At 75.1% G+C, this 16,152-nt stretch carries 17 protein-coding genes; 6 read left to right on the top strand and 11 right to left on the bottom strand.

Features of this window, described 5'->3' with window-relative positions:
- Nucleotides 1–74 precede the first annotated feature (74 nt).
- On the top strand, nucleotides 75–920 hold the full coding sequence (locus tag ACGF13_RS24165; protein ID WP_392878370.1) for a hypothetical protein: 846 nt from the start codon (nucleotides 75–77) through the stop codon (nucleotides 918–920).
- Nucleotides 921–937: 17 nt separating this feature from the next.
- Here the strand turns inward: ACGF13_RS24165 and ACGF13_RS24160 are convergent, their stop codons facing one another.
- From ACGF13_RS24160 to ACGF13_RS24150, 3 genes are all read right to left on the bottom strand, one after another.
- Nucleotides 938–1,891: a hypothetical protein gene (locus tag ACGF13_RS24160; protein WP_392878368.1), complete on the bottom strand. Its 954-nt coding sequence runs from the start codon at nucleotides 1,889–1,891 to the stop codon at nucleotides 938–940.
- 27 nt (nucleotides 1,892–1,918) lie between these two features.
- Nucleotides 1,919–2,647: a serine hydrolase gene (locus ACGF13_RS24155; protein WP_392878366.1), complete on the bottom strand. Its 729-nt coding sequence runs from the start codon at nucleotides 2,645–2,647 to the stop codon at nucleotides 1,919–1,921.
- Between the two features lie 238 nt (nucleotides 2,648–2,885).
- Nucleotides 2,886–3,833 (bottom strand): EamA family transporter, encoded by a 948-nt coding sequence (locus ACGF13_RS24150; protein ID WP_392878840.1) that lies wholly within the window; start codon nucleotides 3,831–3,833, stop codon nucleotides 2,886–2,888.
- Nucleotides 3,834–4,000: 167 nt separating this feature from the next.
- Between ACGF13_RS24150 and ACGF13_RS24145 the strand changes: the two genes are divergently transcribed.
- Both ACGF13_RS24145 and ACGF13_RS24140 read left to right on the top strand, forming a co-directional pair.
- Nucleotides 4,001–4,510, top strand: coding sequence for a MarR family winged helix-turn-helix transcriptional regulator (locus ACGF13_RS24145; protein WP_392878364.1), 510 nt, complete (start codon nucleotides 4,001–4,003; stop codon nucleotides 4,508–4,510).
- Nucleotides 4,511–4,687: 177 nt separating this feature from the next.
- Nucleotides 4,688–5,140, top strand: a complete 453-nt coding sequence (locus ACGF13_RS24140; protein WP_392878362.1) for a hypothetical protein — start codon at nucleotides 4,688–4,690, stop codon at nucleotides 5,138–5,140.
- Between the two features lie 21 nt (nucleotides 5,141–5,161).
- On the opposite strand, the gene ACGF13_RS24135 is transcribed toward ACGF13_RS24140, so the two are convergent.
- The gene (locus ACGF13_RS24135) at nucleotides 5,162–5,830 is read right to left on the bottom strand and encodes a class I SAM-dependent methyltransferase (protein ID WP_392878361.1); all 669 of its coding nucleotides are present in this window, start codon (nucleotides 5,828–5,830) and stop codon (nucleotides 5,162–5,164) included.
- Here ACGF13_RS24135 and ACGF13_RS24130 point away from each other — a divergent pair.
- Together ACGF13_RS24130 and ACGF13_RS24125 are read left to right on the top strand one after the other, a co-directional pair.
- Nucleotides 5,829–6,383: a prevent-host-death family protein gene (locus ACGF13_RS24130; protein ID WP_392878360.1), complete on the top strand. Its 555-nt coding sequence runs from the start codon at nucleotides 5,829–5,831 to the stop codon at nucleotides 6,381–6,383. The genes ACGF13_RS24135 and ACGF13_RS24130 overlap by 2 nt on opposite strands.
- The gene (locus tag ACGF13_RS24125; protein ID WP_392878358.1) at nucleotides 6,380–6,736 is read left to right on the top strand and encodes a hypothetical protein; all 357 of its coding nucleotides are present in this window, start codon (nucleotides 6,380–6,382) and stop codon (nucleotides 6,734–6,736) included. Before ACGF13_RS24130 ends, ACGF13_RS24125 begins: the two co-directional genes overlap by 4 nt.
- 72 nt (nucleotides 6,737–6,808) lie before the next feature.
- Here the strand turns inward: ACGF13_RS24125 and ACGF13_RS24120 are convergent, their stop codons facing one another.
- Nucleotides 6,809–8,002, bottom strand: coding sequence for an FAD-dependent monooxygenase (locus ACGF13_RS24120; protein ID WP_392878356.1), 1,194 nt, complete (start codon nucleotides 8,000–8,002; stop codon nucleotides 6,809–6,811).
- Nucleotides 8,003–8,120: 118 nt separating this feature from the next.
- Here ACGF13_RS24120 and ACGF13_RS24115 point away from each other — a divergent pair, with 118 nt between their 5' ends.
- Nucleotides 8,121–8,732, top strand: coding sequence for a TetR/AcrR family transcriptional regulator (locus ACGF13_RS24115; RefSeq protein ID WP_392878354.1), 612 nt, complete (start codon nucleotides 8,121–8,123; stop codon nucleotides 8,730–8,732).
- Nucleotides 8,733–8,741: 9 nt separating this feature from the next.
- On the opposite strand, the gene cpt is transcribed toward ACGF13_RS24115, so the two are convergent.
- From cpt to ACGF13_RS24085, 6 genes are all read right to left on the bottom strand, one after another.
- Nucleotides 8,742–9,323: a chloramphenicol phosphotransferase CPT gene (cpt, locus tag ACGF13_RS24110; RefSeq protein WP_392878837.1), complete on the bottom strand. Its 582-nt coding sequence runs from the start codon at nucleotides 9,321–9,323 to the stop codon at nucleotides 8,742–8,744.
- 75 nt (nucleotides 9,324–9,398) lie between these two features.
- A complete protein-coding gene (locus ACGF13_RS24105) occupies nucleotides 9,399–10,808 on the bottom strand; it encodes a cobyrinate a,c-diamide synthase (protein ID WP_392878353.1) in 1,410 nt (469 codons plus the stop codon).
- 4 nt (nucleotides 10,809–10,812) lie between these two features.
- The gene (gene cobO / locus ACGF13_RS24100; RefSeq protein ID WP_392878351.1) at nucleotides 10,813–11,418 is read right to left on the bottom strand and encodes a cob(I)yrinic acid a,c-diamide adenosyltransferase; all 606 of its coding nucleotides are present in this window, start codon (nucleotides 11,416–11,418) and stop codon (nucleotides 10,813–10,815) included.
- A gap of 6 nt (nucleotides 11,419–11,424) precedes the next feature.
- On the bottom strand, nucleotides 11,425–13,617 hold the full coding sequence (locus ACGF13_RS24095) for a putative cobaltochelatase (RefSeq protein ID WP_392878349.1): 2,193 nt from the start codon (nucleotides 13,615–13,617) through the stop codon (nucleotides 11,425–11,427).
- Entirely contained in the window at nucleotides 13,614–15,128 is a 1,515-nt protein-coding gene (locus ACGF13_RS24090) for a cobyric acid synthase (RefSeq protein ID WP_392878347.1), read from the bottom strand. The genes ACGF13_RS24095 and ACGF13_RS24090 overlap by 4 nt, the downstream gene beginning before the upstream one ends.
- Nucleotides 15,125–16,150 (bottom strand): cobalamin biosynthesis protein, encoded by a 1,026-nt coding sequence (locus ACGF13_RS24085; RefSeq protein WP_392878345.1) that lies wholly within the window; start codon nucleotides 16,148–16,150, stop codon nucleotides 15,125–15,127. Before ACGF13_RS24085 ends, ACGF13_RS24090 begins: the two co-directional genes overlap by 4 nt.
- Nucleotides 16,151–16,152 lie beyond the last annotated feature (2 nt).

Here is a 16,152-nt window from a genome sequence, read left to right as displayed (position 1 = left end):
CGGGCATATTGAACGAATGCCCTGATCAGACGTCCTGATCGAGCGTTCTGATCGAACGGGGGAGCGAGACAACCGTGGACGGCATCCCACCCGAGCGCATGGTGACCGACTCCTGGCCCGCCCTGCACGGCCGCCCGGTCCTACGGCGCACCGTCGCCGTCGGGCTGGTGCTCTGCGTGTCCGTCGCCGCCGCCCTCGTGGTGCGCGGCGTCAACGCGCTCACCGCCGGCAGCGCCGGCCGCGAGACCGACCGCGACCGCGCCGAACGCCTGGCCGGCCTCCACCCGTCCCAGCACCCCGGGGTCGGCCGCTTCTACGTCCCGGTCGGCGCCGTCTACACCCACACCTCCGACGGCGCCCCGGTCGCCTACCTGCACTACCGCCTCGGCGGTGGCAGGGCCCCCGGCCTCGGCGACTTCCTCAGCGCCTACGACCTCCCCTCACCCGGCCCGGCCTCGCGGCTCCCGGCCGACCTGGTCGCCGCCCTCGGCGGCGACGAACCGGCCGAGGCCCCGGAACTCCCCGCCTCCCCGCTGCTGCCCGCCGCCACGCCGTCCGCCTCCGCCTCCACAGCCACCGAGGGCCCGTCGCCGGAGGCCGACCCCGGCAGCCCGGGTGGCACCGCCGGCACCGCGGGAAACCGGGCGGACCCTCTCGCCGCCCCCGCGGACCCCGCCGCCGACCCGACCCCGGCCGTCGCCCCCGCCGCCACCCCGGCCCCCGACGAGCCCACCCCCGACGAGCCCACCTCCGACGACCCGGCCCCGATCCCGACCCCCACCCCGACCTGGACCCCCACCCCCACCCCCAGCCCCACCGCCGTCCCCACCCGCACCCCCACCGCCCGCCGCATCTACGTCGCCACCATCCCCGGCGGCCTGCCCGGCGCCGCCGACATCTACATCCGCGCCACCGGCTGACCCCCCGCCGGGGTGGGTCAGGCCACGTCCCGGTCGATGGTGAAGGCCATGACGCTGCCCGGCTGGAGCGGGAACGGGAGTTGGATCAGTCCGGCAGTGTTGTTGAACGGCGCGGGAAAGGTGGCCCGGACGCTGGCGCCATGGGCGGCGCCGAGCGCGCTGATCTCCGACGCGTTCACGCTCAGGCGGGTCGGCCGGAGTGCCGGGTCGACGGTGAGCCGGTACTCGGCATCGGTGACATGGCGGAACACCTGGGCCTGGATGCGGATCCGTCGGTCGTTGCCCACGAACTTGCGGGCTGTGACGCTCAGCTCCACCAGATGGCCCGCGGTGCTCTGGGCCTCGCGCGGTACCGAGAAGTGTTCGATCCTGGCGCGCCCGCCGACGATGTCCTCGTGCGTGGCGGACGCGCGGTCCAGGTCCCGGTTGTCGACCCGGACCGCGCCGACCGTGAAGACTTCGGGGTCGTCGGGATCCAGATTGTCGTCGATCATCCAGCGGAGCAGGCACTCGGGCCCGGTGAAGCCGTCCAGGCCTGCGTCGTCGTTGGAGGCGAGGCAGGCGATCGTCACCGTCCCGGGCAGGGCGTCGATCCGGTAGGAGATCCGGAAGCTCTGGTAGAGGTAATCGGGGTGGGCGTCACCGCCCGGTGCGGGCGAGAGCAGACAGTCGTAGCGGTAGGCGGACAGCGCTCCGGCGAAGAGCGGGTCGCGCACCGGGCCGAGGACGTCCTGCATACCGCGGAGTACGGCGCTGTCCACCTGCTCCGTGGTTTCCCGTACGGTGAGGGATCCGATCGCCAGGGTGACGGCCGCCGCCGACACGAAGGCGCCGCCGATGAGGCTGAGGACGGTGGCGAGGACCTGCTGGTGGGTTATCAGTGCCGCAGTCACGACGCACACCAGCCCCACCATCAGTGCGAGGGTGTTGACCAGCGCGAGGATCTTGCGCAGTTGTCGTTCACGAGACACGGCCACACGCCACCCCCGCGGGCCGCGTCAGAGCGCCGACCCCTCTGCGATGATCCGGACGATCCGTTCGGAGACCTCCCCGATCTCCTGTGCCGTACGAACGTTATCCGTCTGTCCCTCGGTCAGAAAGACCATGGCGATGCGGTTCGCGGGATGCAGGACGATGCCCGCGTCGTTCACGATGCCGCGCAGGCTCCCGGTCTTGTGCCGGACCGGGACATCGTCGTCCAGCCGGGACGGAATCCGGTCGTTTCGCAGGTAGTTGACCAGGTAGCGCCGGACCGGCTCCAGGTGCGGCGTCCGGTCGATGTGCTCGACCAGCCGCAGCATGTCCTCGGCCGTGGTGACGTTGGCCCGGCCGAGCGGACCGAGTTCCCGTTCGGAGAACCCGGCGGGGAAGGACGTGCTGTGCAGCCCGACAGCCTTGACCGTGGCGTCGATCCGCTCCTGGCCCAGAACGGTGCGCACGTGTTCGGCTGCCGGATTGTCGCTGGTCACCAAGGCGAACCCGCACAACTCCCGTACGGTGACGGTCGAGTCGGGATCGAGGGCCTGGAGCACGCTCGGGTACATCGTGCTCGGGAGGGTTCCGACCCGGACGCGTTCGTCGGGGTCGAGCTCGCCGCGTTCGGCCGAGTCGAAGAGGGCGACCCCGAGGATCATCTTGGCCAGGCTCGCCGAGGGGAGCACCTGGTCCGCACGGTGGGCGACGGTGAGTCGGGGGCCGTCGAGCGTCTTGACCAGGACGCTGCGCACGCCTGCACCGCCGGCCGTTGCGAATCCTTCGACCTGTGCGGCGATCGCGGAACGCAATCCGTCGGAATCGGCCATCGGGCAATCCCCTTTTCTCCCGCTCTGGTTGGGTCGGGTCAACGGCCCCCTACCCGCGTGGCGGCGCCATACGCCCTCGATGTGGAGACCGGGCGGGGCCGAGAAGCCGGGAACGGTCGAACGCCTGCGGGTGGGCACCCGGCAGGCGTTCGGAGTGGCGTGGTCAGCGGGTGGTGGCCGGTGTGGGGTGGGGTGTGGGGGCAAGAGGTACCGAGGGGGGCGTGGGAGCGGGAGCGGGCGTCGGGGCCGGCGTGCGGCGGGCGGGGGCCTGGCCGACGAGCATGGCGGCGAGGGCGAGGAGGAGGCCGAGGAGCTGCCAGGGGGTGAGGGTCTGGCCGAGGACGAGGAGGCCGCCGAGGGTGGCGACGACCGGGTTGATCAGGCCGAGGAAGGAGGCCGGGCCGGCGCCGAGGTGCTCGATGCCGCGGAACCAGAGGAAGTAGCCGAGTGCGGTGCCGAACAGGCCGAGGTAGGCGAAGCCGGCCAGGTTGGCGGCGCTCAGCGCGGGCGGCGCGCCCTCGACCAGGGCGGCGAGCGGGACGAGGAAGACCGAGCCGGCCAGGAGCTGCCAGGCGGTGAGGTCGAGCAGGGTGGCGCCCTCGGGGCGGCCCCAGCGGCGGGTCAGGACGGTACCCATGGCCATCAGCGAGATGCCGGCGACCATCGCGGCGATGCCGACGCCGTCCAGCCGGGCGCCGCTCTTGAGCACCAGCAGGGCCACTCCGCCGACCCCGACCAGTCCGGCGACCACCGCCCGCCGTCCGGGCCGCACCCGCAGCACGCCGATCGAGAACCCGGCGACGAGCAGCGGCTGGATCGCCCCGATGGTGGCGGCGACGCCGCCGGGCAGGCGGTAGGCGCCGACGAACATCAGCGGGAAGAACAGCCCGATGTTGAGCATCCCGAGTACGGCCGCGCGCCCCCACCAGCGCCCCTTGGGAAGTCGGCGGCCGATCAGCAGCAGGAGCAGCCCGGCAGGGAGCGCGCGGAGTGCGGCGAGCAGCAGCGGGCGGCCCTCGGGCAGCAGCTGGGTGGTGACGAGGTAGGTGGTGCCCCACGCGGCCGGGGCGAGTGCGGCGGTGACGGCGATCCCCGCGCGCTTGCGGTCCATGACGGCCATGGCTTCCCCTGAACGTTGATTATCTGAACGTTGAGATACTTTCTACGCCTGGGATCGGTGAACGTCAAGTATGTGAATGTTAAGATATCCAGGTTGGACAGACGGGTCCGGACGGCCTCGGGCGGTCGCGGACAGACGGCTCCGGGAGGGCGGCGGACATGCAGCAGCGCGACACCGTGGACGACATCGTCGAGCAGTGGGCCCGGGCCCGCCCCGATCTGGACGCCGGGCCGATGGCCCTGATCGGCCGGCTGCGACGGCTCAACGTCCGGGTCGACAACGCCCTGCGCGAGTACTTCACCGTCTGCGGCCTGGACTCCTCCGAGTTCGACGTGCTGGCCACCCTGCGCCGCTCCGGCGAGCCGTACGAGCTCAACGCCCGCGCGCTGCTCAAGTCCGCGATGGTCACCTCCGGGGCCATCACCAACCGCGTCGATCGGCTGTCCGCCAAGGGCCTGGTCGAACGCAACCCCTGCCCGAGCGACCGCCGCGCCGTCCTGGTCCGCCTCACCCCGGCGGGCAAGGAGCTGATCGACGGCGCCCTGGCCGGCCACGTCGACAACGAGGAGCGCATCCTCTCCGCCCTCGACGCGGAGGAGCGCACCCGGCTCGACACCCTGCTGCGCAAGCTCCTCATCGCCCACGGGGACACCGAGCCGCTCCTCTGAATCGGGCCGCCGTCCCAGTCGGGCCGCTGTCCGGATCGGGCCGTCCGAGTCGGCCCCGCCTGGGCCGCCGGGGCTGCACAAACGGGCCGCACCGACGGGGCCGCGCGCCGGGCGGCGTGTCCAGGCGCGTCCCGACCGCGTTATCCCCTGCGGAAGCCCACCGGAGGAGAGGCCCCGATGAAGAAGAAGACCCCCAGGGACATCGCCGTCGACGACCAGCTGCGGGCCGCCGGGGCCGAGGGCGCCCAGTGGCTCACCGCCTCCGGGTGGGGGCCGCCGGTCAGGGTCCCGGTGCAGAAGGCCGCGAAGTGGCAGCAGGAGACCCGGGCCCGGATGCTGGCGTCGCAGCGGGACGAGTCCTGCACGTGGTGCGACCACCTGCTGTACGGCGGCCCGCAGCCCGTCGTCGTGCACGCGGAACACCCGACCCACCTGGTCTGCCGCGCCTGCTCGATCGCCGCCCGGCCGCGCCGCGTCTGCCTGGACTGCGGGGAACCGGCCTCCTCCGCGTCCCCGGCCGACGGACGCGAGGACGTCTTCATGGGCGCGGTGGCGATCTACACCCGGCTGCGCTGCGCCGCCTGCCACCGGTCCGACCCGCTCAACGGCACCTTCGGCAGGCGCGCCTGACGCGGACGCCCCGCAGGCCGCTCAACGTCGCGCGACCAGCGCGTACCGCTCGTCGTCCACCGGGCCACCCCACAGCGCGGCCTCCCCGGCGAGCGGCTCGACCCGCAGCTCGGACACCAACGGCCGGACGGCCGCGGCGAGTTCCTCCGCCCCGACCCCGCCGCCCCACGGCAGCCGCCCCGCACCGGCCGGGTACGGCGGCGGGACGTCGGCGGCCCGCCCGGCCTCGCGCCAGCGGCCCTCGACCAGGACCAGCCGGCCGCCGGGCCGCAGCAGTCGCACCCAGGCGCGCAACGCCCGCTCGGGCTCGGGGAGCGTCCAGAGCAGGTGGCGCGACAGCAGGACGTCGAAGCTTCCGTCCCGGAGCGGCGGCGCGCCCGCGTCGCCCACCAGGAAACGCGCCGTCAGCCCCGCCGCGACCAGCTTCGCCCTGGCCCGCCCGACCATCCGCGGCGCCAGGTCCACCCCCGTGACCCGGTGCCCGTCCGCCGCGAGCAGCAGCGCCAGCGACCCGGTGCCGCACCCGACGTCCAGCACGTCCGCCGGCCCACCCGGCACCCACCCCCGCACCCGCCGCACCCACGCCGCCCGTACCGGCCCCGCCCGCAACCCGTGGTCGGGCTCCTGGTCGAAGGCCGCGGCGGCCGCGTCCCAGTACTCGGCAATGGCCCGTCGGCCGGAGTCACCCATGGCACGCATCATCGCAACACCCACCGACACGCGCGGCCTGGTGACCCCGTCGCGATTGACTTCGGAATGTGTTCCGAACTACCGTCGAGCCATGTCGACTGTCACCGTGGCGTTCTCAGAGCTGTCGAAGAACTCCAAGCGTGTCGCGGACACTGTGGAGCGGGCCCAGCGCGTGCACGTCACGCGGCGGGACGGCGAGGACCTGTACCTCACCACCGCGCGCCATGACCGTCAGCGCGAGGAGACCGCGGATGTCACGGCGCGCCTGTTCGCCGCGCTGATCAGCAGCGACGAAGGCGCGCGGGCCGTGCTGCTGGCGCTTCCTGCGGTCTTCCCCTGGACCAGGCACCTGTCAGCCGAGGAGGTTCGCGAGTTCGTCGTCGACCTCGTCGACGTGACCCGTGACGTCGTCGAGCTGGACGTGCATGCCGGTCTGCACCGGGTGATAGCCGAATGGCGTGCCACGGCCAGAGTCCTCGCGGATCCGGAACTGACGGCTGAGCTCACTGGGCCCCTGCCCGGCGACGATCACGGCGAGGTGATCGAGCCGTGAGCCCCAAGCGTGGCGACGACGTTCCGCCGCCACCCGTCGGCGGTGAGTGGCGCCTTCGGTTCGGCACGAGCGAGGCTGCCAAGGGTTGGGGCGACCTGTGTGCCGAAGCGCCCGGCAATACCCGTCGCTGCTTCGAGGCGCTCCGGGCGAACCCGTTGTCGGGGCGGGACCCCGACCGTCAGCACCGGCTTCGGGGGCGCCTGGCGACCCGGGCCTTCGGGGGTGCCGAGCTGCCGCAGTGGGAGTACGAGGTGACCGCCGGTGGCCGGGTGCGGTATGTCGTGGACGAGGCGGCCCGCACCGTCCACCTCGTCTACGCCTCGCCCCGGCACCCGAAGGACACCGACGCGTAGCCTCCGAACCCGGCCCCGACGCCGCACGCCCGTGGTGTGCACGCTCCTCAGGTCCGGGACGGCCCGCCCCCCTCACCCCGTCTCGCCCAGGGCCGGCGGCTGCCAGCCGTACGTCGGGGCCGAGCGGCTCAGCAGGGCGCGGGCGGGGAGGAGGCCGGCGAGGGTGAGGGCGGCGGTGCGCAGGCCGGTGGCCGCGGGGGAGCGGAGGGCGACGAGGTCGCCGATGCGGCGGGAGCCGGCCACCACGGCGGTGGTGCGGGGGAGCCGGGCGGCGGTGTAGGCGGACAGGGCGGCGGCCGGGTCGGCACCGGGGGTGAGCAGGGAGGCGAGGACGACGGCGTCCTCGATGGCCTGGCAGGCGCCCTGGCCCTGGAAGGGGCACATCGCGTGGGCGGCGTCGCCGAGGAGGGCGACCCGGCCGTGGTGGTGGGCGGGCAGCGGGTCGGCGAGGTCCCAGACGTCGTGGCGCAGGACGCGCTCGGGCTCGGCCAGCGCGAACAGCTGCGGCACCGGGGCGCACCAGTCGCCGTACCGGCGCAGGAGTTCGGCCCGCTCGTCCCCGTCGGCGGCCCGCTCGCCGGCCGGGGCGAGGGCGGCGCCGTAGACGTAGACCCGCCCGTCGGCGAGCGGGACGATCCCGGCGAGGCACCCGCGGCCCCACACCTCGCCGGCGGCGGCCGGGCGGCGGTCGGGGGTGACGACGGTGCGCCAGGTGGTGAAGCCGCTGTAGCGGGGCCCGGGGTGTCGGGGGAAGAGCCGGCTCCGGGTCGCGGAGCGGATGCCGTCGGCGGCGACGACCAGGTCGGCCGTCTCCTCCCCGTCGGTGGTGCGGACGACGGCGGGCTCCGTGGGGCCGCCGGGGGTGACGAGGGTGGCGGGCGAGCCGGTGCGGACGGTGCCCTCCGGGAGCGCGTCGACCAGGGCGTCGATGACGTCGGCGCGGGCGACGGCGGCGATGGTGTCGCCGAAGTAGGCCTCGAACGCCGTGGTGCTGGTGCGGGCCAGCCAGCGGCCGGAGGGGTGGCGCAGCCCGATGGCGGGGTGCGGGGTGGCGAGGGCGCGCAGGCGCTCGCCGACACCGAGCCGGTCGAGGGAGCGCAGGGCGTTGGGGGCCAGGGCGAGCCCGGCGCCGACGGGTTCGAGGGAGTCGGCGCGCTCGTGGACGCGGACCGGGACGCCCCGGCGGTGGAGGGCGAGGGCGGCGGCGAGACCGCCGATGCCGCCGCCGATGACGATCGCCTGCCGACTGGCCTGTGGGCTGCCCATGGGAGGGCTCCTCTCCTCGCACTACGTCCGTAGTGTGCGTCTGCCAGTACCGTACTACAGATGTAGTCCACCGGGAACTACTGCTGTAGTGGTTTGGGATCGTCCGAGGAGAGAGGCCATGATCGGACCCATGACGCCCCCGCGCCCCACTCTGATCGCCGACGCCGCCATCACCCTGATCGCCGAACGCGGCCTGCGCGGGCTGACCCACCGCGCCGTGGACGAGGAGGCCGGACTGCCCTCAGGCTCGACCTCCAACCTCGCCCGGACCAGGGCCGCCCTGCTGGAGCTCGCGCTCACCCGGATCGTCGAGCGGGAGACCGAGGACCACCCGGTCCTCATCGTGGAGCCCTCCGCCGCGGCGTCGCCCACCCCCGCCTCCGCGCGGGACCTCCTCGTCCGGGTCGGCGCCGACCTGCTGCACCAGGCGCTCACCACCGGCCGCCGGCTCACCCTGGCCCGCCTGGAACTCGCCCTGGAGGCCACCCGGCGGCCCGAACTGCGCGCCGTCTACGACCGGCTGGGCGGGCGCTTCGCCGACATCGCCGCCGCGCTGCTCGCCCGGAGCGGCTCGGCCGACCCGACGGCGGACGCCCGGCGCCTGATCCGCTGGTGCGACGGCGTCCTGTTCAACGCGACGGCGGGCAGCGGGCACTGGCACGTCCCGTCGCCGGAGGAACTGCGCGACGAGGCGGCGTCCTACCTCTCCGCGCTGCTCGACCGGGAGTAGCCCGCGGCCCTACGCGGGGGTGCCGGCCCGCCGCCCGTCCGCCGGCGCGTCCGACGAGCCGGCGGCCGCCACCCGTGCCGCCACGGCCCGGGCACAGTCCGCCGCGGCCGCCCGAGAGCTGTCCACCACCAGGTCGTACGCGACCCCCAGGTGCACCGCCTTTGCCTGCGCGGCGGCCATCCCGGCCACCCGGTCGCCGCGTGCGGCCTCCCGCCGCGCCGCCACCGCGGGATCGCAGCGCACCCCGACCCAGAGCACGTCCAGGCCCTTCAGCGCCGCCCGCCAGCGGGCCTGTGAAGCCGCGCCGCCGAGGAACACCTCGTCCACCACGATCCGGGCCCCGGCCCGGGCCATCGCCGCCACCCCGACCGTCCAGGCGGCGTCCAGCGCGGCGAACGCCGGTCCGACCTCGACCGTCCCGTCCCCGCCCTCCAGCCCGCCGATCCCCTCGCCGCCGCTGCGCAGCGAGGGTGGCAGTGCCTCGACCATGGTGTCCGCTCCGAGGTGCAGCCAGGGCTCCGGCAGCAGCTCCTGCAGACACCGCGCGATGCTCGACTTGCCGGAACTGGACCCGCCGTTGAGGACGATCACATGCATGCGCGCAGCCTAGGCCCGGACAGGCACGGTGTCGCGGCGTTATCCGCCGGGGGCGCACCCGCCGCGGCGTTATCCGCCGAAGGTGGCACCCGCCGTAGCGGCCCCCGCCGCGAAGGCCGCCGCCGCGGCCGTGAAGGAGGACGCCAGCGCCGGTGCGCCCGCCCAGTGCAGGTGCAGGTAGGAGGCGTGCACGTTGCCGCCGGCGAAGCCCTCGGTGCGGGGGCCGGTCGGCAGGCGCCAGCCCCAGGCGGGGAGTTCGCCCGCGCCGGGCTCGCAGACGGTGCGGTGGAACTCGTGGCCGCGCACCCGGGTGCCGGCCGGGGCGAGGGGGGAGTCGTGCAGGGCGACCGCCTCCCGGTAACCGAGGGTGAGCCGTTCGGTCATCCGGGCGTCGGCGGCCAGTACGCCGCACATCGGCAGGCCGTCCAACTCCCGCCCCAGGTAGAGCAGTCCGGCGCACTCGGCGGCGATCGGCCCGCCCGCGGCGGCGAACGCGGCGATGGCGTCGCGCAGCGGGGCGTTGCCGCTCAGCTCGCGGACGTACAGCTCCGGGAAGCCGCCGCCGACCACCAGGCCGGCCGTCCCCTCGGGCAGGGCCGAGGCGTGCAGCGGGTCGAACGGGACCACCTCCGCGCCCGCCGCGCCGAGCAGTTCGGCGTTCTCGGCGTACGAGAAGGAGAAGGCCGCGCCGCCCGCCACCGCGATCCGCGGCCGGCCGGCCACCGGGGCGACCTCGGCCGACGGGTCCCACGGCTCGGCATCCAAGTCCGGTGCGGTCCGGGCGAGTTCGAGCAGGGCGTCCAAGTCGACCGAGGAGGCCACCAGTTCACCCATGTCGGCGACCGCCTTGAGGGCCTCGGCCGAGCGTTCCACCGCGGGGATCAGTCCGAGGTGGCGGGACGGCGTGGCGACCGCCGCCGAGCGGCGCAACGCGCCCAGCACCGGTACGCCGGAGCCCTCCTCCAGCGCCTCGCGCAGGAGTTGCTCGTGCCGGTCGGAGGCGACCCGGTTGAGGATCACCCCGGCGAGCCGCACCTGCGGGTCCCAGGAGGCGAAGCCGTGCACCAGCGCGGCCACCGAGCGGGACTGCGAGGAGCCGTCGACCACCAGCACCACCGGTGCCCGCAGCAGCTTGGCGACGTGCGCCGTCGACGCCAGCTCGCCGCGCCCGGAGGCCCCGTCGAACAGGCCCATGACCCCCTCGACCACCGCGACGTCCGCCCCCGCCGCGCCGTGCAGGAACAGCGGCGCGATCCGCTCCGGCCCGCACAGGAAGGCGTCCAGGTTGCGGCCCGGGCGTCCGGCGGCGAGCGCGTGGTAGCCCGGGTCGATGTAGTCGGGGCCGACCTTGTGCGGCGACACCGCCAGCCCGCGCGCGGCGAGTGCCGCGATCAGGCCGGTGGCGACGGTGGTCTTGCCGGCGCCCGAGGAGGGCGCGGCGACCACGAGGCGGGGAACGGTGCGGGGGGCGGTGTTCAACGGTCTACCACTCGATGCCGCGCTGGCCCTTGCGGCCGGCGTCCATGGGGTGCTTGACCTTGGTCATCTCGGTGACCAGGTCGGCGAATCCGGTCAGCGCCTCGGGCGCGTACCGGCCGGTGATGACGACGTGCTGGCTGCCCGGGCGGTTCTCGAGCACGGACACCACCTCCTCCGGGTCGATCCACCCCCAGTGCATCGGGTAGGTGAACTCGTCCAGCACATAGAAGCGGTAGGTCTCGGCCGCGAGGTCCCGCTTGACCTGCTCCCAGCCCTCCTTGGCCGCCTCCTCGCTGGACATCTCCTGCTCGGCGGAGCGCTGGATCCAGGACCAGCCGGAGCCCATCTTGTGCCAGTCGACGGTGCCGCCCTCGCCGGAGGCGCCGAGCACGCGCAGCGCGTTCTCCTCGCCGACCTTCCACTTGGCGGACTTCACGAACTGGAACACCCCGACCGACCAGCCCTGGTTCCAGGCCCGCAGTGCCATGCCGAACGCGGCCGTGGACTTGCCCTTGCCCGGGCCGGTGTGCACGGCGGTGATCGGCTGGGTGCGGCGCTGGCGCGTCGTCAGGCCGTCGTCGGGGACGCTCTCGGGGACACCCTTGGGCATGTCGGCTCAGGCCGCCTTTCGCATCGTGGTGGTCGCGCGGTTCGCGGAGCGGTTCGCGGAGTGGTTCGTGGAACGGTTCTCGGACCGGCTCGTGGGTCGGCTCGTGGAGCGGTTCTCGCGGACGAGCGAGGCGACGCCCTCGGGGCGCAGTTCGTCCAGGCTGACGGCGGTGCCGCCGAGCAGCCCGGCCAGGGTACGGGCCAGGCCCAGGCGGACCGGGCCGGACTCGCAGTCCAGCACCACGCTCGCCGTGCCCTGCGCCGCGAACAGCGCGGCCGCGCGCTGGGACTGCGCCAGCGCGTCCCGCCCGCCGGTGGCCCGGCCGTCGGTCACCACGACCAGCAGCGGGCGCCGGTCCGGATCGCGCAGCCGCTCCACCCGCAGCACCTCGTGCGCCCGCAGCAGGCCGGCGGCCAGCGGGGTCCGTCCGCCGGTGGGCAGCGACTCCAGCCGGGCCGCGCCGACCTCCACCGAGGAGGTGGGCGGCAGCGCCAACTCGGCGCCCGCACCCCGGAAGGTGATCATGCCGATCTTGTCGCGGCGCTGGTAGGCGTCCATCAGCAGCGACAGCACCGCGCCCTTGACGGCGGTCATCCGCTGCCGGGCGGCCATCGAGCCGGAGGCGTCCACCACGAACAGCACCAGGTTGGACTCCCGCCCCTGGCGCACCTGTTCGCGGAAGTCGTCCTTGCGCAGCAGCAGCGCCCGCCCGCTGCGCCCGCGCGCCGCCTGGTGCGGCGCGGCGGCCTGGAGGGTCGCGGTCAGGTGCAGCCGGGCGAGCGCGCCCTGCGGGCGGCGGGCGCGGATGTTGTGCCCGCCGGTGGTCTCGGCGGGGGAGCGGCGGCCCTGGGCGCCGTGCCCGGTGCCCTTGACGGTGAAGAGCCTGGTCCGGTACGGGTCCCCGGCTGCGACCGGCGCCGACTCCCGTGCGGGGGTCGGGTGTTGGGCCGGTACGGGCGGCTGCGCGGGCGCGTCGGCGCCCTCGGTGGCGGGCGCCTCGGGAGCGGACGCTTCGGGCGCGGACGCCTCGGGGTCGCCGTCGGACGGCTCGGGTGCGCCGCCGCCGTCAGGGCCGCCGCCGTCGGGTCCGCCGTCGGGGCCGCCGTCCTCCGGCCCCCCGTCCGGCCCGCCGTCGCCGTCGCCGTCCGGGCCGGGCCCGTCGCCCTCGGGCTCCGGGTCGTCCTGCCGGGAGTGCTCCTCCAGGGTGCGGTCCAGCTGCTCCTCGTCCAGCCCCGGCGCGTCGAAGGGGTTGCGGCGGCGCCGGTGCGGCAGCGCCAGCCGGGCGGCCCGTCGGACGTCCTCCTCCAGCACCTCGGTGCGCCCGTCCCAGGCGGCCAGCGCGACGGCGGTGCGGGCCATCACGATGTCCGCGCGCAGTCCGTCCACCTCGAACGCGGCGCACACGGCGGTGATCTGACGCAGCGCCACATCGGTGAGCTCGACCGCGGGCAACAACTCCTGTGCCGTGGTGATGCGTTCGGCGAGCGCCCGCTCCTCCGTGGCGAACCGGGCGGCGAAGCCTGCCGGGTCCGCGTCGTAGGCGAGCCGGCGGCGGACCACCTCGACACGCTCGACCGGGTCCCGGGTGGCGGCGATCTCGACGGTCAGGCCGAACCGGTCGAGCAGCTGCGGCCGCAGCTCGCCCTCCTCCGGGTTCATGGTGCCGACCAGCAGGAACCGGGCCGCGTGCCGCACCGACACGCCCTCGCGCTCGACGTACGAGCGCCCCATCGCGGCGGCGTCCAGCAGCAGGTCCACCACGTGGTCCTGGAGCAGGTTCACCTCGTCGATGTACAGCACGCCGCGGTGAGCCCTGGCGAGCAGCCCGGGCTCGTACGCCTTGACGCCCTCGGCCAGCGCCCGCTCCAGGTCCAGCGAGCCGACGATCCGGTCCTCGGTCACGCCTACCGGCAACTCGACCAGCTGGGAAGGCCGTTCGGACGCGGACGGAGCGGCGTGCGGCCCGTCCGGGCACTGCGGGTCGGGTGCGGCCGGGTCACAGGCGAAGCGGCAGTCGTCCACGGTGGCGATGGACGGCAGCAGGCCGGCCAGCGCGCGCACCATGGTCGACTTCGCGGTGCCCTTCTCGCCGCGCACCAGCACGCCGCCCACGGCCGGGGAGACCGCGTTCAGCAGCAGCCCGAGCCGCAGGTCGGCCATGCCGACGATCGCGGTGAACGGATAGCGGACGTCGGTCATGCGTCACTCCCAGGGGCCCCGGGCGGGAGGAACGGCAGCGATCCGGCCGCCGGCACCCCGCCCTCGATCAGCTTCCACAGCGCGTCGGTGTCCGCGTGCTCCTCGATCAGGTCGCCCAGCCGGTCCAGCCGGGCCTCGCGCGCCGCGGCGAAGGAGGTGTCCGGCGCCGGGACGAACGCTCGCCCGGACAACTCGGCGACCTCGCGCAGGAGTTCGCGACGGAATCCGTCGTTCTCCAGCGCGCCGTGCCAGGTCGTGCCCCAGACCGCGCCCACCCGGCAGCCGTCCAGGAAGGCGTCCCCGCCCTCGACCGTCACGACTCCGTGGTGGATCTCGTAGCCCTCGACCCGCTGCCCGTACGCCTCGCCGACCGGGCGGGCCAGCACCTTCTCGGCGCCGAACCGCACGTGCGTCGGCAGCAGCCCGAGGCCCTCGACGGCGCCCGCCTTCGACTCGACCTCGTCCACGATCGAGTGCGCCAGCATCTGGTAGCCGCCGCAGACCCCGAGGACCGGCAGGCCGGCCGCCGCCCGCGCCCGCAGGGCCGGCTCCAGGCCGCGCTCGCGCAGCCAGGCGAGGTCCGCGACGGTGGCCCGGGTGCCGGGCAGCACCACCAGGTCGGCGTCGGCCAGCTCCTCCGGCCTGGTCGCCCAGCGCACCAGCACGCCCGGCTCCTGCGCGAGCGCGTCCACGTCGGTGAAGTTGGACAGCCGGGGGAAGCGCACCACGGCCACCCGCAGCACGTCCGCGCCGAGCGGCCCGGGCCCGTCCGCCCGGTCCACCACCGTGGACAGGTCCAGCGAGTCCTCGGCGTCCAGCCAGAGCCCGGGCAGCATCGGCAGCGTGCCCAGCACCGGACGGCCGGTCAGCTCGCGCAGCATGTCCAGCCCGGGTGCCAGCAGGCGCGCGTCGCCGCGGAACTTGTTGACGAACCAGCCCGCCACGTGCCGCTGGTCCTCCGCCGACAGCAGCGCCAGCGTCCCGTACATCGCCGCGAAGACCCCGCCCCGGTCGATGTCCCCGACCACCACCACCGGCAGGGCGGCGGCCGTGGCCAGGCCCATGTTGGCGATGTCGCGGTCGCGCAGGTTGATCTCGGCGGGCGAGCCCGCGCCCTCGCAGACCACCACGTCGTAGCGGCGGCGCAGGTCGGCCAGGCACTCCAGGGAGCGCTCCAGCAGGACGGGCTTGCGCTCGCGGTAGTCCAGCGCGCCCACCTCGGCCACCGGCCTGCCGAGCAGCACCACCTGGCTGCGGCCGTCCGCGCCCGGCTTGAGCAGCACCGGGTTCATCGCCGCCTCCGGCTCCACCCTGGCGGCCTGCGCCTGCATCGCCTGGGCGCGGCCGATCTCGGCGCCGTCGGAGGTGACGAAGGAGTTCAGCGACATGTTCTGCGCCTTGAACGGCGCGACCCGCACGCCCTGGCGGGCGAGCCAACGGCAGATCCCGGCCGTCACCACGCTCTTGCCCGCGTCCGAGGTCGTCCCCGCGACCAGCAGTGCGTTGCTCATCCCCGTCCCCTCATCCTCGGCAGCAGTCGCTTCGCCGGCACCCGTTCCGCGGGCACCCGTTCCGTCAGCAGCCGTTTCGCCAGCACCCGCAGCAGGACGTGCCCCGCGACCGTCGTACCCAGCGCCAGCGCGCCCACCCGCCGGGAGAGCGCGCAGGCCCGCTCGATGTCGTCCACCGTCACCGGCCGCAGCTCCGCGCCCAGTACCGGCCGGTTCTCCACGCGCTCGCCGTACCGCAGCGTCCCGCCCAACCGGACGCCCACCGCGCCGGCGAACGCCGACTCGGCCTGGCCCGCGTTCGGGCTCGGGTGCGCGGAGCCGTCGCGCCGCCAGACCCGCCAGGCCGTTCGCGGCTCGGGCGCGGCGGCCACCGTCAGCAGCGCCGTCAGCCGGGCGCCCGGCCAGCCCGCCAAATCGTCCAGCCGGGCCGAGGCCCAGCCGAACCGGGCGTAGCGCGGCGAGCGGTGGCCCACCATGGCGTCCAGGGTGTTCACGGCGCGGAAGGCGAGCAGGCCGGGCGTGCCGGCCAGAGCGCCCCAGGTCAGCGCGTTGACCACGGCGTCGGCGGTGTTCTCCGCCACCGACTCGACCACCGCCCGGGCGATCTGCTGCCCGTCCAGCGCGCTCGGATCCCGCCCGCACAGGTGCGGCAGCCGTTCCCGGGCGGCCGTGAGGTCGCCCGCCGCCAGCGAGCGGCCGATGGTGCGCGCCTCCCGGGTCAGCGAGGTGCCGCCGAGCACCGTCCAGGTCGCGGCCGCCGCCAGCGCCGCCCGGCCCAGCGGGCGCCGGCCCACCGTACGGTCCAGGGCGAGCGCGCCCGCCGCGACCGCGCCCACGCACAGCGCCGTGTACCCGGCCCCGGCGGCTCGGCCGTCGCGCCACAGCCGCCGCTCCAGCCGGGTCGCGGCGCTGCCGAAGACGGCCACCGGGTGGCCCCGGCGGGGGTCGGCGAAACGGGCGTCGGCGGCGTAACCCGCGACGGCGCCGAGCGCGAACGCGGCGGCGCGGGTCAGCGGGCGCACGG

It is taken from the genome of Kitasatospora sp. NPDC048286, from assembly GCF_043201735.1.
In the GTDB taxonomy this organism is placed as follows: domain Bacteria; phylum Actinomycetota; class Actinomycetes; order Streptomycetales; family Streptomycetaceae; genus Kitasatospora.
Note: the sequence above shows the minus strand (reverse complement) of the source record. Positions and strands in the feature narration are given on the sequence as shown.